Source organism: Brevibacillus sp. RS1.1, from assembly GCF_013284365.1.
Lineage (GTDB): Bacteria > Bacillota > Bacilli > Brevibacillales > Brevibacillaceae > Brevibacillus > Brevibacillus brevis_D.
On record NZ_JABSVA010000001.1, the window covers coordinates 249,240 to 272,791 of the forward strand.

The window sequence follows — 23,552 nt, forward strand, 5'->3', positions numbered from 1 at the left end:
TGTCTAGTATTTCCAATCGAAGGGAGCCGTGCCACTCCTACAAGAAAAGACCGCCGGGTATCGTCCCCGTCCGGTCTTCTCTGCTTGTTTTTCCATCAGGCATGCGCAAACGTTTGCTGCGAAATAATTCGTCCACTCTCCATTTTCACTACCTGATCAGCAAGATGGAAGTAGCGATCGTCGTGTGTGATCGCGATGACACATTTCCCCTGTCTTTTCATTTCTGGCAGCAAGGATTCATAAAAGAATTGACGATACTCAGGATCTTGGTCTGCTGCCCACTCGTCAAAGAGGAAAATAGGTCGGTTTCTTACCAGACTGAGCATTAAGGCAAGACGTTTACGCTGACCCGTAGACAGCTTCGTCGTGCTAAACGTTCCCGTTTTATCCACTTCTACTTTGTCAGCGATGCGAAGCACCTCTAAATATTTGTTCACTTCTTCTTGCTTCGCTTGGTAATCGATTCCGTACATCTTCTCAAATAGGTAGAAATCACTGAAAATCGCAGAGAAAAATTCGCAGCGTTGATCAGCATTCACTTTTTGGCCATTCATGAAAAACTCGCCCTCATCCTGCTCATACAATCCGGTGATTAGCTTGGCAAATGTTGACTTCCCGCTGCCGTTCCCACCAACAATGAAGACGATTTCCCCTTTTTGGCAGGAGAAGTCCAGCGGTCCTACGGAAAACTCTTCTCCCTCCTTGTTTTTGTATCGGAAACGTACCTGTTCCGTTGAAAACGACTCAAAATCTTGCACATTCCGCTCAGCTAAGCTCTCCTCTTCTCTTCTCGTTTCCACTGATAAGGAATCAAGCAACGCATTTAGTCGCTGCCAGCTGATCTTGATCCGAATCAGCTCCGGTACTGCATTCAAAATACCGTGAACAGGCCCTGTCATATACAGAAAGACAAACACATAACTAATCAGCATCTCTTTTTGAAGCGAAGGGAATAGGACCGGGAATAAAAAGGCAACCGTGCCGATTACCACAACGAAAAGCAATTCCCCAATCAAATACACGTTCACAAATTTAAATTGGCCCGCTGATTTCTTATGTCGATAGTCAGAGCAGCTTCTTTCCATGTCTGCTTCGAATTCTTTTCGTTGCGCCTGCGTCAGATACAGCTCCTTGAAGCCTCCGATCATATCGGTAATATAGGAGAAAAACACATTTTGGATGTCTCGGGTTTCCTCCCATACTTTGTTTGCAAAGCGACCTGCCAACGTATACAAGCCTACTGCCACAAAAATGACCGCTAAGCAAAACAAAAATCCGTATAGATCCAGCGAGCCCAGATAAATGAAGCAAAACACGAGTGTAACCGCACTCGTCAGTGCCACGACGACACTATTGGCGAACGTACTAATCGTTTCCGTATCGTTATTTAACCCCGCATATATTTCACCGTTATCAAGTGTCTCGTACTTTTGATAGGGGGTCCGAAAAATTCTGCGGATCAGTTCCATTCTTTTTTCGTATACAATTTCATTTGTGATGACAATCAGCCGGCTACGCATCATTTTCTCCCCAACGATATACAACAAGATACCCAGGAGAAAATACAGGAAAATGGATGCGTGAAACTTGTTCGTAGAAGTAAGCGCCAGATTGATCATAAAAATAATCAACGCATTTCCAAATCCGCTGATAAGCCCCTGTATAACAATAGACGTCATGGAGTTTTCTTGCGATTTCGGGAACAAGCGGATGAGTGTGATGTAGACATTAAACAGTGCGAGTCCTGTCACCAATGCGTACATGGCGTAAAAAATGGTGATGGGGAGCCAGACCTCAATGAATGTCCACGGTAAGCCCATAAAAAAAACGTCCGGCAAATAGTATAAGGCGGCTGTCAAAACACTGCCCATGACAACAAATGCAACAAAGGATGCAAAACAGATTCGCCCCGCATTTGCGGCGAGTTTTCGTTCGCCTCGGTAAACTTGTACGAAAATCTGCACGATCCCCCCAACAAGTAGCAACAAAAGGATGCCAAGGATCACAAGAGAAATGCTTGCCAGGCGATCCGCTTGAAGATTGGTGTCGGACACGACTACGGGAGCTTCTTTGCCTAGTACGAGATTGACGGCCCCTTCGGCGATAACAGATGCGTTCAACGAATTGAGATTGGTCAAAACGACGGCGCCCAGCTTTTCTTCTGGACGAAATACCATATACGAAGAAAATGCTGGGTTATTTCCGCCGTGCGAAATTTGTCCTCCACCATCCTGATAAATCATCCAGCCTGACGCATACGAGAAACCGTCTGCAGCAGGAGCTACCGAACGATCAGGAAGCTGGGAAGCACGCACCAACTCGGGAGGAAACGAAGATGCCTCGAACCCCAGCTGAATCTGCAACCATCGTTCCATATCGTTTACATTGGAAACGACATAGCCTGCTGGCGTATTTCCACGATAATCAGGCGCATCATACACTTTTGGGGAAAAGAACTCGATTTTATGCCCTTTTGCCATCCCCTCCACGGGTGCTTGCGCCTTCAAAAAAGTTTGGGTTAATCCCAATTTGGCAATGACCTGTTGCTGTACATATTGCTCATACGTTTCTCCGGTGGCTTTCTCAACGACATAGCCCAGGATATCGTAATTAATGGTGGCGTATTCATACTCGGTCCCCGGTTTGCGTACCAGTTCAGAATGATTGATGGCTCGCACAGTTTCTTCGATCGCATTTTCGCTAGAAGAAATAGGGATGGAGCCAATGCTTTCAAACGGAATCCCGCTGGTATGGTGCAGCAAATGCTTAATCAGGATCGTTTCCTGTTGTCCTTTATATGTAACACTGAACCACGGAATATAGTTCTGAACCGGGTCGTCCAGCGAAAGTCGTTTTTGCTCGACAAGCTGGTGAACGGCTAACGCTGTAAATGCTTTGGAGTTCGATCCGATTTCAAACAATGTGTCAGAAGTCACCGGCTCTTGCTTTTCGGTGTCAGAGAAACCAAACGATTGCTTGTAAATGGTTTTCCCCTCTTTGACGACCACAACGGCTGCACCTGGGATTTTTTCCGACTCCATGGTCTGATTGACCAGCTGTTCGATTGCCGTTCCGATTTCCGTATCCTGTCGAACGCTTGTTTCGGCGTACACGGGCATACTGCCAGATAGTACGAGAACCAAACTTATTAGCAAAAACGCTAATTTTCGTCTCGACTCCTCTATGATCTTTTGCAGAATGATCCACTCCTTTTTAGGCACTGCGTCTGTGGGAAAGACCGTAACCGCAAGAAAACGAGCACATGATGTCAATTGGGATTGGATAGAAACCGTGGCGAATCAAACTCGCCACGGTTTCTTATTACGCATCGCACATATACACGGGTTTCGAGTAGAGGCGCAAGGTTTCTCTCCATTTTTTAACCAATCGCTCCCACTGTTCTTGCTCGATTTGCTCTTGTTTCAATAGGCTAATCGGAATACACAAGTTTAATAGACGCCCGTCTATCTCAAAACGGGTAACTCCCGCAGGCAAAACATGCCCTTCCGATACGATACGCTCCAATTCAGCCAAACTGATTTGCGGGAATCGTATCAAGGCAGCTCCTGTGTCCGGCCATTCGAGCATCCCTGTGGGCAGCCGATGCACCGGATGGCTATAGTTGTAACTATCTACTAGTTGACGCCATAGCTTCATTCGCCACTCATCATCCTGCCGATTCTCATTTGGATACAGATAGAAACGTTCGTTGTTCCCTATCTTCATTTCTGCCACAGGTGTTTCTCGTAAACGCTCTGTTTCCCATCGAAACACAGAATCTTGCTCCACTGATTGCAACCATGCAGCGACTGGCACAATATGATCCCACATATCCAAGTGAAAATCCTCATGCTCCACTACCTGTACGGGGATATGTTTGCACCCAAGCGCTTGAAGAGCAAAGGTCCGATGTGCACCATCAATGATCAAATACTGGCCGTTTTGCATGAGAATCGCCAGCGGAGGATGTCGCAAAATTCCTTCCTCCTCAATGATCTGTCTGGTCTTGTGTAGTCGCTTGTTTTCATGTGACTCGTGCAAACAAATACGAGATGACTCTACCAGTTTTAGATTTGCTAGCACATCGTACAAAATGGTAACCTCCAGTTAGTCTTGCAAGTGAGTTCCGATCCCCTGCGAGAGCGCTTGTTTGTAATAGTAGGCAGCAATGGCGATATCAAAAATCGCCATCCCCATCGGATTAAACATGATGGGCTCATCTTGTGGAAATTCCTTCATCTGGTCCAGGCAGACGATATCTGTAATGGATTTGGTATCTTCTTTTTGCAATCCTCTTTCCAGATGCATAATCTCGATGTCTGTGTTCTCACGGCAAACTTCAGTCCAGTCATCTACGATAATGGAGCGGGTATAGTCGAGGATTTTTGGTGTAAAATCGCGTAACGACACATTTAACAACAAAGAGTGACGTTTGGGTTGCTTGTCAATAAAACCATGCGGTGATACCGTGCATGCAATGAACACATCTGCCTCGCAGTATGCCTCTTCCCACGTTTGCGCGATAACCGTTTTCTCTTTTATCTCAGCCGGAATATGCTCCTGCTGGATACCCGCAATGTCATAGAGAACCACCTTGTCGATTTTCTCACCTAACATGGCCGTTACCATTTGTAGATGAAGTCTGCCAATCGGACCAAATCCGATAATTCCGACCGTTACATTTTGCAGGGGACGTACTTGTTCGTAATGCTTGAGGAGAAGACCGGAAACAGAAGCCGTTCGAATCCCGCTCACCAGGGCAGTATTAATCGTTGCCACAGGCTTACCCGTTCTGGCTTCGTTGAGGATCGTAATCGAATGCGCGCGTTGGATGCCCTCTTGGAGGTTTTTCGGGAAACTGGCAATCCACTTGATTCCCGCCATGTAAGTATCTCCGCCTACAAATGCTGGCATGGCAATAATGCGGTTTGCCATGTCATGATATCGCAAGTAAGGTTTAACTGGCTGTGCATAATCTTCCTTGTATAAGGAATGCACAGCATGTTCAATAACATCAATGGTTTCCTTCCAATTCTTGCCGACCTTTTCAATATCACTCGTATTTAGATATAACATTGTACATCCCACCCTGCTTATCGTAGTAGATTTATTGGACACTGCTTAATTGCCAACGAAAGAATGCTTTTGCTGATGCAACCACTGAACCCATTCCTGGTTGTATACGGTATTGACATATGGCATACCACCGTCTGGACATAAAAAGACGACATTAGGCTTGACTACATGCTTTTGATCTTTGAAATAGTTTTTAATCGCCCAGTAGGAAGTCCCAGAAGATCCTCCAGCAAAAATGCCATGCTCAGTGTAAAGCTGATAGCAAGCCTCGACTGTGTCCTCCTCCGAAACATGAACGACCTCATCAATGATCGCACCCTTGAGTATGTCAGGTCGCATGCTTGATCCAATTCCCGGGATGTATCGTTTTTGTGGCTCTTGTCCGAAAATCACGGATCCTGCCGTGTCGACCGCAATGATTTTTACGTTCGGATATCGTTCTTTCAATCGCTGCGAGATTCCAGTAATCGTGCCGCCAGAGCTGACGCCGATAAACGCATAATCCAACGTCTCGAAGCTGTCTCCGATCTCGGCTCCCAGTCCGAAGTAATGGGCGCGAGCGCTATCCGGATTTCCATACTGGTTGGTCCAAAACGAGTTCTTCGTCTCATTGAGTAAACGATTGACAGTTTGGATGCGCGTTAGGAGAAATCCCCCTGTCTCGTCACGGTCCGTTACTTTTACGACCTCATGAGAAAATACCCTGAGCAAATTCTCATATACAGGATTAATATTGGGGTCAATGACTGGAATAAATTTAATTCCGATTTGCTTGCACAAAGTCGCTAAAGCGATAGCAAAATTTCCCGAAGATGACTCGATTACGGTAGTTTCTTGCGTAATCTCTCCTCTTTTGATCGCCTCCTGTAATATATAAAAGGCGGGCCTCACTTTTACACTTCCCATGAGGTTGTTGTACTCCAGCTTGCAAAACAGATTGATGTGCTCATGCTCAAGTTTGATTAAAGGCGTATTGCCAATCATGTGACTAATGGCCATCATTTTCGTTAGCATGGTGAGCCCTCTCTCCCGTTTTTTCCCGTCTTCGTCCGATCGATTGAATATATCTCGGCCCTTGATCAGGCAGTCTTTGCATCCATTTTTTGCTGAATGTAACCTGCCAATGTTTTCATATCTTGAAAGTTTTCCAAGTGGAGCATGTCATCATCGAATTCAATACCAAACTCTTTTTCAACCTTTACGACCGACTTGATAAAGGTCAATGAATCAATGTACTCCGTAAGTTCTCCGCTTTCGTTCACGTACTCAGAAAACAACTGTAGGAGCGTCTCGTATACTTCGTTTTCCTTTTCCATAGGAGTACCTCCATGTGCTAGATGCTTACACAACAACGCCAACTCGTTCCAGTACTTCTCTTGTGCTTGTGACCGCTTCAAATTCCTGCGTTTTTATGCTGCTGATTTTTTGCAGAACACGATGAACCATGTCACTGCGATTACTATCAAAAGCCTTTAAAATCATATTGGTCGTAATTTTCCATTGATGTCCGATACTACGATACAGCTCGGCAAGATCTGCAAAGCTTTCGTACTTCTCACTGATCACCTGTAGCACGTTGGCATACATCGCTCGTGTTTGTGCCATGCTGATCAAGCTATGGTTAAGGATATCGAGATGATCGTCAGTAATCTCCACTCCACTAGCGAGAAAAGCCTCTACGTCTTTCATAAAAGGATCAAGGGATTTCAGCCCTACCTCGATGTTGACATCATCGGGTACATCCAACTCCCGCTTGATTTGATTGATGTCGCAACGACCCTCAAGTACGCTGAGATTGCTCCTGACCGCTTCCAGCAACTGATTGTGAGTCGGATGCAGGGAATCTGAAAGTACCAATTCAAATGAACGATTGTGGAGTGGATACCATTCACCTGTACCTGCATCCCGATAGGAAGAGTTGCTCGCCAGTAAGAATTGCTCGATGGGCAACAGACCTTTATAGCGGTAGTAATCATCGACGATCAGCAGCTGGTTACCCTCTCTACCGGTGACAATGATGCTATGCATTTCAGGCAGGTCCTGATAATAAGGGTTATACGGGAGTTCTGCCATATTGCAGAGGACGATTGTCGGTATGTCCCGTTCCAAACGTTCTTGAATATTTGCCAAAAACAGGTCGTTTTCCGGTTCAGCCTGTCCTTCTACGCGGATATTGTGAATCCACGTCAGTTCTGCAACTGTTCTCATGTATTGACCGTTTACATCTCCATAAGGAGAATCTTGCGTTTTAAGATAGATGGCACCACACTGCTTCCAAGCTGTTTCCAAAGCGGAAAAGTTCAAGTATTTCAGAACCGTGTAGATAGAAGCGCCGATGCAATCCAGGTTCGGATGCTTGCTCGGTTGAATCTCGATGAGTGACATGAGCACTCTCCTTCCTGTCTATCGTAATGGTAAACACATGCGACTATCGGATATCCGAATCACGTTCTCGCAAGGCAAATACTTGTTGCAGAAATTGACTAGTAAGTGACTTCAACTTGTCGACAGCAGCTTCCACATCGGATCGCTTCAACATTTTTTCTTTGTATAAGCTAAGGGCATAACGATTCACCGCGTTATTGGATATCTGCAAAATCTCCTCCGCCAGTTCGCGTACAGACTGATCCGCCTGTGGAATGTACCAGTCCAATAATGTTTCCATCCACAGTTCTTTCCCGCCTAATTGAACGTAGAGCTCGTTTAGATTAGCTTCATGAAAATAGGTGTCTGGCTGCTCCGTAAGTGACAGCAACAGCGTAAGCTCACGGCCAACTTGCTGTTTAGTCTCGACCGCTTTTAGTAATCGCAGCAACTCCTCATCCGCGCTCGCACGCAAGCTTGCCTCGTCATCTGTAACGCGATCGAGCACCATGATCAGCCGGGAATGCGGATCTACATTTGCATAAATCTCTTCAAGCGTTTGGTACGTTGTGGAAAATTTATCATATTGGATTCGCTGCGCTTGCCCGCGAGTCAAATGATTGTGATTGATGATCGTATAGACCTGCTTTTCATGGTCATAGCCAGTGATGACGGTGAGATGATCGGTATGTTCCTTCTGGTATTGCGGTGTGTAAAAGGTATAGTACTCGTCAAACGCAACCATTACGGGCTTGCCATGATCCAGTTGGCGAATGATCGACTCATGCAATTCATCCAGATGTGTGACTGGCACGAGCTTGACCCGATAGCCAAATTTATAAAGCATCTCCTCATCCGACAAATATCCCATAACCTCAGCATGTTCCCGATACGAATAGGGGTACCCCTCAGTATCAAGCTGATAGCTGCGCTTCAACCCGAGAAAAAGCTTAAAATAAGGGATCAGATGAGCATCCTGCTCCTCCATTAATAAAGCGAGACCGCGATCATAACAATTCCATTGACGCCAGGATAAATGGCTGACATCGGCATACGAGCCGCGCTTGATTTGCGCACCCTGCCTTGATTTTGCGTTTTGTTGTTGAATAGCTTGGACTGTAGTAGCAGCTGCCTCTGCTTTCGCAACCTGTTCTTCTACATGCCCAGCCGCATCAAGAAAGGCAGCAAAATCGGAAATCGTCAAATGGGTAAGCAGGTCTTGTACTTCTACTTCTCGGTTCATCCGCTTGGAGATTTCGCTGATCATTTTAATTGCGATGATCGAGTCCCCGCCCAGCTCGTAAAAATTGTCGTGGACATCTACTTCTTCAAGCCCCAGAACATATCCCCAAATGTGAGCCAGCTCTTGCTCTAAAGTGGTGTAGGTATCATGTTTTCTCCCACGTACAACCACGTTTGGCAGCTTCGCTTCTCCAGATTTTTGCGGTGCGACCTTGTCTTTTTCTCTCCCGGCATCCTTGTCAAGAGAAGGAAGAGAAGAGATGTCCAGCCAATAACGCTTACGCTCAAACGGATAAACAGGGAGGTGCACGCGGCGCGGCTTTTTAAACGTATACATGGCACTCCAGCGTACATCTGCCCCGCTCACATACAATTCGCCAAGCTCTTTCAGATCAGATAACTCTTTGCTTTGCGCTAACAAAAGCTTTTGCAAAAGAGCATTAGCCGCCTTATTCATCGCTTGTTGTTCGGCCTCGGTCAGTATTCCAGGCTCTTTATCCGCTTTTTCCTGGGAGATAACTTTGTGCCAGCCAAAGAAAATATCTGGATCAGAAAGTGTTGTCCAGTCGCTTACGCACAACTTGGAGATTTTTGCTGCAAAATCGTCCATGTCCCTGCAAATCAGTAACAATCGGTAGCCGTAATGACTACGCCCCGTATTTGCCGTAAAGCTGAGACTTTCCAATGTCGGCAGTTCCTCCACTGGCTTGCTGGTCCACTTCTGAAAGCGGAGCAACAGGTTGAGCAAGCTCTCCTTGCTTTTCGCGGATAACGCAATAGCCTGAGTCCCTTCTTCTTGCTTGGGAGGTGGTATAAATCCTGGTGCTTCCTCTACTACGAGGTGCACATTCGTTCCACTCATCCCAAACGAACTGATTCCAGCCCGTCGCACGCTTTTCTCAGGTTCCCACTCTGTCAACGTGTCATGGATGTAAATGGGAGATTGTTCAAAAGGAATCATCCGATTCGCACGTTGAAAGTGCAAATGCGGAGGTATCTGCTTTTGTTTAAGAGACAGGATCACTTTGAAAAGACCAGCCATCCCCGCTACGTGGTCGGTGTGACCGATGTTCGTCTTTACCGAGCCGATCCCGCAAAATTGGCGCCGATTTGTGTATGGGCGAAACGCTCTCTCCAGCCCGTCCATCTCCATAGGATCACCCAGCTTGGTACCTATGCTGTGCACCTCGATATAGGAAAGGGTTTCGGGATCAATCTGAGCGTCTTTCCATGCCTGCTGGATTACTTCGGCTTGTGCCAGTGAATTTGGCGCTGTAAGCCCGAACGAATGGCCGTCTTGATTGGCGGCGCTTCCCTTGATCACCGCATAAATCGAATCCCCGTCTGCAAGAGCCTTTGCCAACGGTTTCAGTAAAACGGCGCCAACGCCTTCACCGACACCCGTACCGTCTGAATCATTGTCAAAAGGGCGAGTACGACCGGATTGCGATAAAATTCCCAAATCATTGCTTCCATCTTGTAAAGACAGCAATATGAGCTTGACACCGCCGGCCAGCGCCATCTCACATTCTCCTCGACGAATCGCTTGGCATGCCAGATGAACAGCCATCAGCGACGAGGAGCAGGATGTGTCTACAAGCATGCTCGGACCTTTGAGATCCAACAGGTAGGAGACGCGAGAAGCGATCACCGATTTCATATTGCCAATGATTGAGGTGGACAACGCTTCTGGTTCCAGCTCTCGAATCATTCGTCTATACTCCTCACCAAAATCACTGCTAAATCCCAAATATACACCCGTACGGCTGCCCGCGAGCATTGTTCCACCATATCCTGCGTCCTCAATCGCCTCCCAGCATGTCAGCAAAAATAAGCGCTGGTTCGGATCCATCTGGCTGGCTTCCTTAGGAGAAAGACCGAAGAGCTGCGGATCGAATTTATCAATTTCATTCAGGTAGGCAGCCTCTCGAAATTGAATTTGCTCCATCGTCAACCCTTTGGCGAGTAACAATGGAATCAAATCGTTCTGGCGCTCTTTGGGAAGCTCTCGGACGCAATCTTGACCAGCTTGTAAAAGACGCCAAAAGTCTTCCGGGTTTTCTGCGCTTCCGAATCGGCAAGCAGCACCAATCACCGCAATATCGTGTTGATTGGCTTTGCTGTCAGTTGAATGAGCATCCGTCTGCTGTTTATTCAGTTTGACTCGGTTCAGTCCTAATGGCTTGCTCACTGCATTCTTCCTCCTTGGGTCCTCTGCTTACCTGGTTCGGCTTAGCTTGCTTGCCATTCGTTGCTGATCTCGGGAAATCGCTGTTGCAGTTCTGGTTTGCTGGTCAGCTGTTCAAAGCGCATGGCTTGTTCCGCGTCAGGAGCTTTTTTGGTTTGCAAGATCAAACGAAGCAGAGAAAAAGCTTCGCGTACATCCCCATAGCCCCCCTCTTTTTCCCCTTGTTCCAGCTGTTGTCTCAGTTGTTGAAGTGCTTGATAGGGCGTAATCACCCCTTGCTGGTACGCTTCTTCATCGAGACCGCGGTTTTTCGTGCAAACGGCAATCGCAATGCAAGAATCGACGAATTGGGCAATTGCTGCTTGATTACGCTTTTTAGCATCTTGAAGCTCTTGTTGATAACGATCGATCTCCCCCTGCTTGTCAAAGGCAAAGGCCCGAAGCGGACATTTTTTGGCCAAATTTGTCAGTACACTTTTTGGTCCGAGCTCAATTACAGTATTCGCTCCCTGTTTTACCAAGTAATCCATCGTAGCTTGCCAGCGAACAGGGCTGGTTGTCTGGGCTGTGAGCAAATCGACAAGCTGATTAGCATGGACATATGGTTGTGCTGTCACATTGGAAATGACAGGCCATTTGGGATCGCAGTACGTGTACCGCGTCAGTTCTTCATTTAATTGTTCGGCTGCTTGCACCATGAGAGGCGAATGGAAAGGCGCACTCACCTTGAGGGTGACAACGGAAGTAGCGCCTTGCTGCTTGCACGCTTCTTCTACTTGCCGCACCGCATGTGCATGTCCAGAGATGACGATCTGATCAGCGGAGTTATGGTTGGCGACCACAACGATCGCACCGTCACGAGAATGTTCCCGACAAATCTCCTCGACAAGTTGAGCATCCAACCCGAAGATTGCTGACATGGCTCCGACACCCTGCGGCGTAGCCGCCTGCATGAACTGACCTCGCCGATAGACAAGGCGGACGGCATCTGCAAACTGGATGGCACCGGCACAAGTCAGGGCCGTAAACTCGCCCAGACTGTGACCAGCCACCCACTTCGGTTCGATGTCCATTTCCTGTGAATAAACGCGGAAGGCTGCGACACTTGCTGTCAGGATTGCTGGCTGTGCGTGCTCTGTTTTGGTCAATTCTTGTACATCCCCTGCAAAACAAAGTGTTTGCAGGTTAAATCCAAGTGCATCACTTGCTTCTTCAAAGGTGCGCGCCGCAATGGGATGGGCCTCACATAATGCTTGGCCCATTCCAACATATTGCGAACCTTGTCCCGGGAATAAGAGTGCGATTTTGTCCATGTTTGATCACCCTTCTCTACGTCATGTATTCATTCACTAGCATCTTGAGCAATTGCTGGTAATCCTGAGTCATTTCCGTGACTTTTTCTGCCCGGAGGCATTTAGGGTCGAACGCACACACGATATCAATCACGTCGTTTCCTTCCTTGATCCAGAAGGCAAGCTCATGTTCATGGTGTGTAAACGATGCATCTGTAAACGCATTGACACCGCCAAATAATGGAATAATCGTTCCGTCGTTGCGTTCTATCCGCAATTTTTCAAGCCACAACGAGGCGTCTCCCGTCCATTTCTCGATGAACTGTCGTTTCTGCTGCACCTGCTTGAAAAGATCGAAGAAGGTATTGACCTCTGACATGTTCACCCGGAATGGATAAACATTCATCTGCAGCTCCCTGGCGACAGCTACTTCCATATAAAGATCCTGCTGTCCTGTCAATTCCGCCATGAGGTACAGGTACATCGAAAGCAGAACGTCTTGTACCTCAACTGCTTCCATTTGACTTACCTGCTGAACATTTTCAAACAGATCATCAGTAAGTGAGAATTGGACCCAGTCTGTGTCCACATTCGCTTCTCCACTAGCCCAATACTCAGGCGACAACTCTATCAGCGAGACACGATCCAGCTCCTTCAACCAATAGGTAGCCGTATCAGATTCCCCTTGTTCATCTGCCAGGTCTAAAGCGGTATTCTTCAAAAAGTTGGTCAGGCTAGACAGCGTAGGATGAGCGAACAAATCGGCAATTCGAACCCGTCCAGGGTAAAGCTGTTCAAGCTTGGCATGAACTTGTACCAATAAAAGCGAATTACCGCCTATTTGGAAGAAGTGATCCTGCATACCGACCGTTTCACGTTTAAGCACTTCCTGCCAGATGCCCGCCACCTGTTCTTCCAGTCTGGTAGCCGGGGCTTGATATTCGATGTGCTTGTCTTGGAGTGAATCAGGCTCTGGCAATGATTTGCGATCCAACTTTCCGTTTGGTGTCAGCGGCCACATATTCATATGCGTATAGAAATGTGGAATCATGTAATCGGGTAAACTTTTGCTCAGCATCGCACGCAATTCATCACTGTCCAACGTTCGCTTCGCCATATAGTAGGCAGCCAGGTAAGGATTGCTGGCGGTATCTCGCACACTGACCACTGCTTCCGTAATATCCGGATGCTGAGAAAGGGCAGTTTCAATCTCACCCAATTCGATGCGATAACCGCGCACTTTGCACTGAAAGTCAGATCGTCCCACGTATTCAATACGCCCGTCCGGCAGCCATCTCGCGAGATCACCTGTTTTGTACATGCGCTGACCAGGTTGAAACGGATTAGGAATATAGCGCTCAGCCGTCAGTGTTGGCTGGCCAAAGTATCCTCTCGTTACCCCATCTCCTGCAATATAAAGATCACCATTGATCTTCATCGGCTGCACTTGGAGATGCTCATCGAGGATGTAGACTTGTGTATTGGGCAACGGCGCACCAATCGTTACTTCCTCTGCATCGGTCAAGTCCTGCACCGTAGACCAAATCGTTGTTTCAGTCGGACCGTACAGATTGTAAAGTCTCGCCTTCGTTTGTGTGCGAAGCCTTTGGAACAAAGACTTTGAAAGAGCCTCTCCTCCAATCAGGATCGCTTTCAGGCTGTCAAGTGCATGCAAGTTGCTCTTCTCTTCCAGCATGAGCTGCAGCCGGGATGGAGTCAGTTGAAGGAATGTGATTTCTTCCTGCAAAATCAACTCCTTTAGCACCTGCGGGTCTGCTTGCTGCTGCTCGGTTGCAATGACTACAGTCATCCCTTTCGTCAGCGGTACAATCGTTTCAAGCAGAAAAATATCAAACGAAATCGTCGTCACAGCCAGCATTTTGTCTGCGCTGGCAAAATCGATGTGTTCTCCGATCCCTGCGCAGAAGCTCATCAAATTGCCGTGCTCAACCATGACACCTTTAGGCTTGCCTGTAGAACCCGATGTGTAAATGACATAGGCGAGATCACCAGGTGTAGCCTGTGGCGGAAGATTGGAGTCGTCTTCCGTCTCTATCCGGGAATCGTTTACGTCCACCCGGACAACACTTCCCCACTGCTTCTCTGCCAGAGAATCGTGGGTTAAGACGAGGCGAGTCATGCTGTTTTCCAAAACATAGGAGATGCGTTCTTCTGGATAGTGCGGATCAATCGGAACAAACGCAGCTCCCGCTTTCAAGATCGCCATGAGTCCGACCATCATTTCCACGGAGCGATTCGTCAGAAGGCCCACGCAAGTATCAGCAATGACGCCTTGTTGTTTGATCAAACGGGCAACCTGGTTTGCTCGCTTATTTAATTCCGCATAAGTAACTTTCTCATCTCCGCATGAAACTGCTAACGCGTTCGGCTGTTTTTCCGCTACTTCTTCAAAGAGCTGGACGACCGTTTTTTCACGAGAGTATTCCAGACTCGTGTCATTCCAATGCTCAATCAGCAGCATGCGTTCTTCTGCTGCCAGCATGGACATCTTGCCGATCAACTGTTCAGGATCCTCCACCATTTGCTCCAGAATCTTCTGGAAGTGTGTGGACATTGACGCGATCGTCTCTTTGCTGAATAGCTTGTTGCTGTACTCGATATCGACAATCAGGCGCTGTTCTCGTTCAATAATGTCAAAGGTCAGATCAAACTGGGCAGAGCGCTGTTCAAAAGGATAAGGTGAGAGCGTCAGCCCATTTGCACTCATGCTTCCCTTCGCGTCGCCGGTATTTTGCAAAATGAACATCACATCAAACAATGGGTTGCGCGCTGTATCCTTGGGCAGCGTCAGACGATCCACCAGCATTTCGAACGGATAGTCGGCATGAGAGAGCGCCGCCAGTGCCCGTTCTTTTACTTCCTGAAGGAAATCTGACACGGTTCGATCGCTTCGCGGGAAATTTCTCATCGCCAGTGTGTTCAGAAAGACACCCACGATGTTTTCCAGGTCTGCATGATGACGACCAGCCACTGGCGATCCGATGATAATGTCTTCTTCGCCAGCGTATTTCGACAACATAATGCTGAGCGCGCCCAATAGCGTCATGTACAAGGTTGCCCCATTGTTTTTTGCCAGTGCCAGTATCTTCTCAGTCATTTCTTGAGGAATCTCAAAGGTTAGGACATCTCCGTCAAAGCTCTGGACAGACGGTCGAGGGTAGTCCGTAGGCAGATTAAGCACAGGAAGTTCTCCATCCAACTCTCCCTGCCAGAATTTCTCCTGAGCGGCCAATATCCCATTGCTAAGTTGTTCGGTTTGCCACACGCTGTAGTCTTTATATTGAATTCGCAGCTCGGGCAACACGAGTCCCTGATACAACTGGAAGAACTCGCGGATCAAAATGTTGATGGATACACCATCGGAAATAATGTGATGCATGTCGAACAGCAACAAGTGTTTATTGACATCCATGCGAATGAGCATCCCGCGAACAAGCGGCGCTTTTGACAAGTCAAATGGTCGAATGAATTGTTCGACCGTTCTCTTGGCATCGTTCTCGTCGACTTCACTATACGCCAACGTAAAATCTACGCTCGGTTGAACGGTTTGCATCAATGCTCCATCCACGATGGAAAACGAGGTGCGCAACGACTCATGACGCTGCACCAGCGAGATAAATGCACGTTCGAAAGCCTCTCTGTCCAGCTCTCCTTCAAGCATCATGACTGTAGGGATGTTGTAGGCGACTGCCCCTCCCTGCATTTGTTCCAGCACATAAATTCTCTGCTGAGACGAGGTGGCTGGGTAAGCTTCCCGATACTCCGCTACAGGAATCGCTGACACGGCTGTTTCTTCATTCGGAGCCATCAACATAGCCAATTGACGGATCGTCGGTGTCTGAAACAGGTTGGTGATCGTGATCTCTTTTTGCATCTGCTTGGAGACACGGGAAACGATACCAATTGCCAAAAGAGAATCGCCACCCAGTCTGAAAAAGTCGTCGTCGATGCTCAATTCGGTGTAACCCAGCACATCAGACCAAATCTGGCCTAAGGCAAGCTCCAGCGAAGTGTAGTGATCGCCTTTTTCCCTACCAGACAAAACAACACGGTTTTGCATGGTCACTTCTGTAGGTACTTCGCGTTCTTTACGAGACTTTTCGCTTGCAAATATCGAATCTCCGAGCTTTACTTTCAGAGACGGTGCCCATTCCTTCAGCACTTGCAAATCAAACTGCCCAATGATCAGGTGCTCAGTTTGGCAAGACAGCGAAGCAGCGAAGGCTTGGATTGCGCCATCCATCGGCATGTATCCGATAAAACCAGGACCTGTTATCCCTTCAAACGCATACCAGTTCAAAGCTATCGTTGGTCTTCCTGTTCGACTGCGAGCTGCACTATAGGCATCCAAGAAGCAGTTGGACGAGACATAGTCACTTCCAGTCGCCCCACCCCAAATCGAAGCAAGTGATGAGAAGATCACAAAGAAATCCAAATGCTCCGGTTCAGCTATCTGATCGAGTATGACTGTGCCCGCCATCTTCGCTTTCAAACCATTTTGAAAATCGGAAAACTTCTTCTTCTGAATCGTCTCAAAGGTGATATGCGCCGCGGATTGGATAATGCCGTTGATCGGTCCGTAACGAGCACGGACTTGCTCGGAAATATCCTCCATTTGCTGACGGTCCGACACGTCGGCAGCGTAGCAGACTACCTGCGCTCCCATTTCCTCTAGCTCCAGCAGGGCTTTCAGCTTTCGGGCCTCAGCAGCACTGCAGTCTGGATGCTGTAAACGCGCTTGCCACTCGTGGTTAGGTGGAAGTGGCGAACGATTAATCAGCACGAGCGTCACATTTTTTTGAGCGGCCAGATGCTTACTAAATGCCAGGCCCAGTTTTCCGGTACCTCCGGCGATCAAGTAAACACCATTTTCACGTATCTCTACAGGCCGTTTCGGAATTTTATCGATATCGCAGCGATTCATTTCTGGTACGATGCGATTTCCTCTATAGGCAACCAATGTGTCATCTCGATTGCAGCGAATTTCCGCTAGAAGCTGGTCTACCAACTGGGATGTTGAACGCCCCTCTGTTGCGAGATCCAGGCTAAAGCACTGCAGTTTTGGATTTTCCTGCGAAATAACCTTGGCTAGACCGAACAAGGGAGCTTTTTCTGGAAAAACAGGTCCGTTTTCATCTACTGCTTGTGCGTAGTTCGAAACGATCCGTAAATCAAGCACCTGCTTCAGATCCAGCTCAAGCAACGCTTGTGTCAAATGATACAGACTGTAAACTCCCAGAGGTTGCGCAGACTCAAGAGCTTCAAGCTCTCTGAGATCATTTGGCTGTTGGACGCCCGAGGTCAAGCTCCATAAATGGATAATCCCAGTCAGCCTTTCCTTTTTGTCCCCGAGGCTCTCGAACACACGCCGCAAATCTGCCGGCTGGCTAGGGTCTAGGATAAACTCGTGGGAAGAAACAGAGGCAAAAGCCTCACCGCTGCGAAGTCTGAACACTTCATGTCCGTCCGATGACATCGCGTCAGCCAGTGTTTCTCCTACACCGCCTTCATCTTGAAGTACGAGCCATATCCCGGGACGCTGGGTCTGCTGATTGGTTCTCAGCTCTTTCGTTTGCCAATGGATCTGGTAGAGCCACTCCCGATACTCTTGTGGCGTATACGCTGAATGTCCGATCAATAACGCTGAATCAGACAGATCACCCATCGCTGTTGACGACGGATAAATGGCAACCGATTGATAGTTCGTATCTCGAAGCGCCTTTTCCCAACGTAAGGGATCCATCAGTCTGGCTTGCGGTCGCAGCTCGGTGTCTTCGTGCTGCCACCAGTCTGCGGCAAGCCCCCCGATCACATTTGCCGTTGAGCGATTTTTCACGAGCTCGATTGCAAACAGCACACCTTGCTCTGCAAGCAACTGATGCACAATCGATAAGGATGCCCGAACATCCTTCGTCCTGTGTATAGCGTTATTCGCGATAATCACATCGTAAGCATGCAGATCGAAGCCTTGTTCGGCTGGGGCCTGCTCCATGTTGAACAGGCGGAACTGCACAAACGGGTATACTTCTTGGAACTCTTTTTCTGCATCTGCGAGAGACGATTGCTCACCGTCCGTAAACAGATAGGTGACATCTTGTTTCTCAATTTTCGGCAGCAATAAGCGAGTAAGACCGCTGGAACCTCCTCCGAGCTCCAGAATTCGAACGGGACGGCTAAACGAATGGATGTATTGAGCAATGGTTTCCACTGCCATAAGTCCAGAAGGGTTTCCAAGAGTAATGCGATCCGCATACGACTTATATAAGTCAGAAGAACCGCCGTTCGTCACGAATACGTCTTGTCCCGTCATGCTCGTTGAGTAATGGGCAAAACACGCTTTCAATTGAGAGAACGTATCATGCTCATTTGGATAGCGATCCAGACAATCCTGATAAAACGCTTCTGCATCAAGACCCTCTGCATGTGCAGTTAGACGGTATGCTCCTTCAACGTGTTCAACCAGGGAGGCTTTAACGACAAGTTCAAGCATGAGTTGGAAGAAGTGTTCATTTTTTCCATCAAACCTTACAGCTTCACGCAATTCTTCCAGCGAATACGTTTGCGTCTGCTTGTGGAAAGCGCCTAGTTGCTTGAAGCATTCAAGCGATAACAAGCCGGAATAAAAAGTTTCGTCCTCTTCCAAACTCGTTTGCTTTTGGACATTCACCTGAGTCAGTAACATTTCTCCAAAAGTAAAGAAGGTGGAAGCAATTTTATGCACATCAGCAGTTTCGTTCTCATGAGCCGCTACAGATGCTACAGCATCGGACTGCTCAACCATGTTGTTTGCGGGTTGATCCGTTTGCACCCAGTGACGGGTTTTGGCAAAGCTATAGGTTGGTAAAGGTACCTTTTTCCATTTGACTGGACGGTAGTATTCAAGCCAATTGATTGGCACTCCTCGTACGTACTGTTTTGCCATTTCTACAGGGTCAGAGCTGTCTATTTGCATGCTGATCGGCGATGAACTTTCCCCACGGGAATTCAGTACTCCGTAGAGCACCTGGTTCCCATCAACAAGCGGAGCACCGTCCTCCATCCGTTCTCCCGCGCACAGGCGATGGATCTTCTGCAAAAAGTCCTCTTTGCTGTTGATAACGAAGGCAAGGCGATACCGATAGTGTCCGCGCCCCATATTAGCAGTAGCGCACATATCCAAAAGGGAATGCTCAGAAGGTCCTGATAAAAATGTTTGGTATTTCTCGAGCAAATCCCAGAGCGACTCACTTGTTTTGGCAGATAACGTAATGAGGTAATTGCCAGATTCTGAACCGGCTATCGCCTCGCGCCCAGGAGGCTCTTCCAAGATGACGTGGGCGTTTGTCCCGCTCAGGCCGAATGCGCTTATCCCGGCTCTCCTCACAGGCTGGTCAGCCTCTACATCCCAAGCCTTTAACACATCATTTATATAAACAGGCGAATCAATAAAAGGAATTAAGGTATTCGGCCGTTTCACATGCAGCGTCGGCGGAATCTGGCGATGCTTCATCATCAGAACCGTTTTAATGATCCCAGCCACACCTGATGCCGCTATCGTGTGCCCGATATTACTTTTAACCGAGCCTATTGCGCAAAATTGCTTGCGTTTTGAAACTTTCTGAAAGGCATGCATGATCCCCTCAATCTCGACAGGGTCGCCTAATCTAGTCCCTGTCCCATGTGCCTCAATATAGGAGATGCTCTCTGGATTGATTCGCGCCCGCTCCCATGTTGTTCGCAACAAAGCAGACTGAGAAATCGCATTTGGCGCAGTAATGCTGGTAGAACGGCCATCACAATTGACCGCTGTGCTTTTGATCACGGCATGGATATAGTCATTGTCTCTAACTGCTTGATCGTATGACTTCAAAAGAACAGCGCCAAGACCTTCTCCCCACACGGTTCCATCAGCAAAGTCATCAAAAGCTTTGGTTTTGCGATCTACGGAAACGATGCCAAAGTCCGTATCTTGTTGAATCGGAAACAGGGAAAGGTTAACTCCACCTACGAGAGCCATTCGACAATCGTTATTTCCAATGGCCTGACATGCTTGGTGCAGAGCGACCAAGGAGGAAGAGCAAGATGTATTAATCAGTTGGCTCGGACCTGATAAATTCAGCAAATAGGAAATCCGGGAAGCGATAATTGCTGCAACGTTGCCAGCCAGCGAGGACGAATCAACGTTTTTCAGCACACGCTGGTATTGTGATTCATTGTCACAATATCCCAGAAATACGCCGGTAGGAGAACCGCTGATCATCTTCTCGCTATACCCGGCATGTTCAAATGTTTCCCAAGCCAACTCGAGAAACATCCGTTGATAAGGATCCATGGTTCGAGCCTCAGCAGGTGATATCTCGAAAAACGCGTGATCAAATAAATCCACGTGTTCGAGATAACCCATCCGCTCATACTGAAAATCTGTGCCGTTAAAAAATTCTCTCGCGACCCTCTCGACATCTGGACGCCTTGCAGCCGGGATATCACTGATCGAATCGTGCCCCTGTTTCAAATTGTTCCAGTATTCTTCGAGGCTGTTGGCTCCAGGAAAACGACAAGCCATACCGATGATTGCGATATCTTGGCGCGTATTTACGTTGGCAGAGGACAATTCTTTCAGCAAAGGAAGTGCTTCCTTTTCATGCAGTCGATGAGCTGCCACTTGCTCCAAGATGTATTTTTTTAGCAAACTCATCTTAATTCCCCTTCCTTTTGTCGATCAGCTCGGCACCCATGTCTACGGAGAGAACTCCCTCCTTGACCTCCCTCAGCAATTCCAGAAGGGATTCATCATCATCGCTTTGATCTTCCATCGATGCAAACTGATCCTGTTTTCTTTGTTCGAGAAAATCCACAAACATGGCAATCGTATAGTAGGAAAACAAATGCGCGACGCTAATCTCGCTATCCACTTGTTTTACAATTTGTGCATGCATTTTAAGCAACAGCAGGGAATTTCCTCCCAGCTGGAAGAAGCTGTCGTGTACCCCCACTTTTTCGATTCCCAAGATTTCTTTCCAGATCGTAACCAGCTGTTCTTCCTTCTCGTTTCGTGGGGCTACATATTCAGCATCGGACGCCTGTTGTTCATCCACTTCAGGCAATAGCTTGCGATTGATCTTGCCCCCTGCTGTCAAAGGCATTTTTTCAATGCTGACAAAAAAGGATGGGATCATGTGATCGGGAAGTCGTTCGCTAAGATAACCGCGAAGGTCACTTGCGGTCAATTCCTCGGCATTTGCCACGTAGTACGCGCACAATCGAGCCTTCTCTTCTTGAAAAAGCACGGCACACTCCTTTACTAGCGGGTGGGACAATAGCACCTCATCAATCTCGCCCAGCTCAATTCTGTGCCCGCGTACTTTTACTTGATGATCGATGCGACCGCAGAACTTGATATTGCCATTCGGCAGATAACGCCCAAGGTCTCCTGTCCGATAAAGCTTTTGATAACCAATTTCCGGATAAGGGTTGTCAACAAAGCTGGCTGCTGTTTTCTCGGGATCGTGCAAGTAACCGTGCCCCAAGCACAAGCCTGTTATATATATCTCCCCTTGATGTCCGGCCGGAACAAGTTTGCGATTTGAATCTAGCAGCAAAATTTTCGTATTGGCTATCGGTTTTCCAATCGGGATCGGTCCCTCATGGGTATGATCGATCTCAAAGTAGATGACACCAATAGACGTCTCCGTCGGACCGTACAGATTCGTGATACGAACGTGGGAAAACCGCTGAAGAAACAGATGCACGGTGTGAGCGGTGATTTCCTCTCCCCCCAAGATCAGGTGGCGAATCGAAGAAAGTGAATCGTGTATGTCCATCCGTGTTTCCATTTGATCCACCAGCAGATTGAACACCGACGGCACAAAGTCCGTAATTGTAATCTGATAGGTTGAAATGGCTTGCAACACTTGATCGAGCGTCATCTCGAATTCAGGAATCGGCAATACCGTACGGCCACCATGCAAGAGCGGCCAGAAGAGTTGCCAGACCGAACTGTCGTAGTGATGGGGAGTCGTCTGGAAAATGGCGTCCTGCTCTGTACAACCGTAGTGTTCATCCATCCAGCGAAACCGATTGAAAATACCGATATGAGGAACGACTGCCCCTTTTGGTTTACCAGTAGAACCAGATGTATAGATCACATAGATCGGATCGTCCATATCTACCTGGACATTCAAGTCCCCTTCTTCCCGGATATCATCCGCATCAACGATTACAGCACGTGTCCATTGCACGAATGACGGCTCCTGGCGTATTTCTGGTCCGATCAGCGTCACGGGACAATTCAATTCATCCAGTAGCTGCTTTTTCCGTTCGCTTGGACTTTGCACGTCTAGCGGGACAAATGCCGCACCTGTTTTCATCACAGCTAGCAAGGAAATGACCAAATTCAAGCTACGATTCATCAAGACCGGAACATAGCTTCCTCTTCCAATGCCACTTTCCTTCAACATACGTGCAAGGCAATTGGCTTTGCCATTAAGTTGAGCGTAGGTAAGGGTTTTGTTGCCAAGCACAGCAGCTGTTAGATGAGGCGTCCGCGCTGCCTGCTCCTCGATCAGTTGATGGATCGGCTTTGGAGCAGGATGAGCAACATCCGTCTGGTTGCGGGTGTACAACAGATCTGTCCGCTCTGCTTCTGTCAACATTTCGATTGTGTGAACGAAGCGTTTAGGATCGACGACGACTTCACGAAGAATTTGTTGATAATGGTTGATCATTCGTTCGATGACAGCCTCTTTGAACTGCTCGCCCTTATACCGTACGCGTCCGGTAATTCCAGCTTCTGTTTGCTTGCATGCGAATACCATTTGTAGGGACAGGCCTTCTAAAGCAGTAATATCTTGCATGTTTTCTAGTACGAAGGCTGTATCCAGCAGTGCCATCCGATCCGTGTCGGGTAGATCAAGCCATTGCATCATTTGCGAAAACGGATAGTTCTGATGCTCCATTGCCTCTTTGACTAGCTGCTTACCCTCTTTCGCCACTTCTGCAAAAGTAGCTTCTTGATGCATCCGTACACGCAGCGGCAGCACCCGATTCCAAGCGTTAGGGGGAAGCGGATTCTGAAAGACGGGTGTGAGAATGATCATGTCGTCTGTCTGCTTATACCGATTCAGCATGATTTGAAACGTCGACAGAAGGAACAGGTAGAGCTTCATCGGATGATGATCGCAATGGGCCGCAACGGCAGCGTTCAAATCATCTGGAAAGACAAACGATATTTCTTTTGTCTCCTCCTCCCCATCGCCTTCCTTCTCCGTTCCTTCGGTTGGAAGGAGGGAGAGCGTCCACTCCCCCTGTAACTTCTCTTGCCAGTACTGCTCCTCCCGGCTAAATTTCCGACTGGTTAGCAGAATGTTTTGCGAAATAGTAGTCTCCATATG

At 47.9% G+C, this 23,552-nt stretch carries 10 protein-coding genes; all 10 read right to left on the bottom strand.

Going from position 1 to position 23,552, the window contains the following annotated elements; all coding sequences use genetic code 11:
* Window positions 1–95: 95 nt before the first annotated feature.
* The 10 genes from edeA to edeJ all read right to left on the bottom strand — a co-directional run bounded on the left by edeA (window position 96) and on the right by edeJ (window position 23,549).
* Window positions 96–3,155 carry a cyclic peptide edeine export ABC transporter EdeA gene (edeA, locus tag HP570_RS01095; RefSeq protein WP_173624650.1) on the bottom strand — a complete coding sequence of 1,020 codons (3,060 nt, stop codon included), beginning with the start codon at window positions 3,153–3,155 and terminating at the stop codon, window positions 96–98.
* A 166-nt stretch (window positions 3,156–3,321) separates the two neighbouring features.
* Window positions 3,322–4,083 (bottom strand): ParB N-terminal domain-containing protein, encoded by a 762-nt coding sequence (locus HP570_RS01100; protein WP_309139182.1) that lies wholly within the window; start codon window positions 4,081–4,083, stop codon window positions 3,322–3,324.
* 24 nt (window positions 4,084–4,107) lie between these two features.
* Entirely contained in the window at window positions 4,108–5,076 is a 969-nt protein-coding gene (sbnB, locus tag HP570_RS01105; protein WP_173624652.1) for a 2,3-diaminopropionate biosynthesis protein SbnB, read from the bottom strand.
* 45 nt (window positions 5,077–5,121) lie between these two features.
* Window positions 5,122–6,090, bottom strand: coding sequence for a 2,3-diaminopropionate biosynthesis protein SbnA (gene sbnA / locus HP570_RS01110; protein WP_173624653.1), 969 nt, complete (start codon window positions 6,088–6,090; stop codon window positions 5,122–5,124).
* 65 nt (window positions 6,091–6,155) lie between these two features.
* The gene (locus HP570_RS01115) at window positions 6,156–6,392 is read right to left on the bottom strand and encodes a phosphopantetheine-binding protein (RefSeq protein WP_064199219.1); all 237 of its coding nucleotides are present in this window, start codon (window positions 6,390–6,392) and stop codon (window positions 6,156–6,158) included.
* A 25-nt stretch (window positions 6,393–6,417) separates the two neighbouring features.
* Window positions 6,418–7,461 (bottom strand): BtrH N-terminal domain-containing protein, encoded by a 1,044-nt coding sequence (locus tag HP570_RS01120; RefSeq protein WP_173624654.1) that lies wholly within the window; start codon window positions 7,459–7,461, stop codon window positions 6,418–6,420.
* A gap of 43 nt (window positions 7,462–7,504) precedes the next feature.
* Window positions 7,505–10,873 carry an edeine polyketide synthase EdeG gene (gene edeG, locus HP570_RS01125; protein WP_173624655.1) on the bottom strand — a complete coding sequence of 1,123 codons (3,369 nt, stop codon included), beginning with the start codon at window positions 10,871–10,873 and terminating at the stop codon, window positions 7,505–7,507.
* Between the two features lie 41 nt (window positions 10,874–10,914).
* Window positions 10,915–12,183, bottom strand: coding sequence for an ACP S-malonyltransferase (fabD, locus tag HP570_RS01130; protein WP_173624656.1), 1,269 nt, complete (start codon window positions 12,181–12,183; stop codon window positions 10,915–10,917).
* A gap of 16 nt (window positions 12,184–12,199) precedes the next feature.
* The gene (edeI, locus tag HP570_RS01135) at window positions 12,200–20,857 is read right to left on the bottom strand and encodes an edeine biosynthesis hybrid PKS-NRPS EdeI (protein WP_173624657.1); all 8,658 of its coding nucleotides are present in this window, start codon (window positions 20,855–20,857) and stop codon (window positions 12,200–12,202) included.
* 1 nt (window position 20,858) lies between these two features.
* Complete coding sequence (gene edeJ, locus HP570_RS01140; protein ID WP_173624658.1) at window positions 20,859–23,549, bottom strand: edeine non-ribosomal peptide synthetase EdeJ; 2,691 nt, start codon at window positions 23,547–23,549, stop codon at window positions 20,859–20,861.
* Window positions 23,550–23,552 lie beyond the last annotated feature (3 nt).

Excerpts from the sequence above, each read along its gene's own strand:
- edeJ (WP_173624658.1), bottom strand. The coding sequence starts at position 23,549 with ATGGAGACTACTATTTCGCAAAACATTCTGCTAACCAGTCGGAAATTT.
- HP570_RS01120 (WP_173624654.1), bottom strand. The coding sequence starts at position 7,461 with ATGTCACTCATCGAGATTCAACCGAGCAAGCATCCGAACCTGGATTGC.
- HP570_RS01115 (WP_064199219.1), bottom strand. The coding sequence starts at position 6,392 with ATGGAAAAGGAAAACGAAGTATACGAGACGCTCCTACAGTTGTTTTCT.
- edeI (WP_173624657.1), bottom strand. The coding sequence starts at position 20,857 with ATGAGTTTGCTAAAAAAATACATCTTGGAGCAAGTGGCAGCTCATCGA.
- sbnA (WP_173624653.1), bottom strand. The coding sequence starts at position 6,090 with ATGCTAACGAAAATGATGGCCATTAGTCACATGATTGGCAATACGCCT.
- sbnB (WP_173624652.1), bottom strand. The coding sequence starts at position 5,076 with ATGTTATATCTAAATACGAGTGATATTGAAAAGGTCGGCAAGAATTGG.
- fabD (WP_173624656.1), bottom strand. The coding sequence starts at position 12,183 with ATGGACAAAATCGCACTCTTATTCCCGGGACAAGGTTCGCAATATGTT.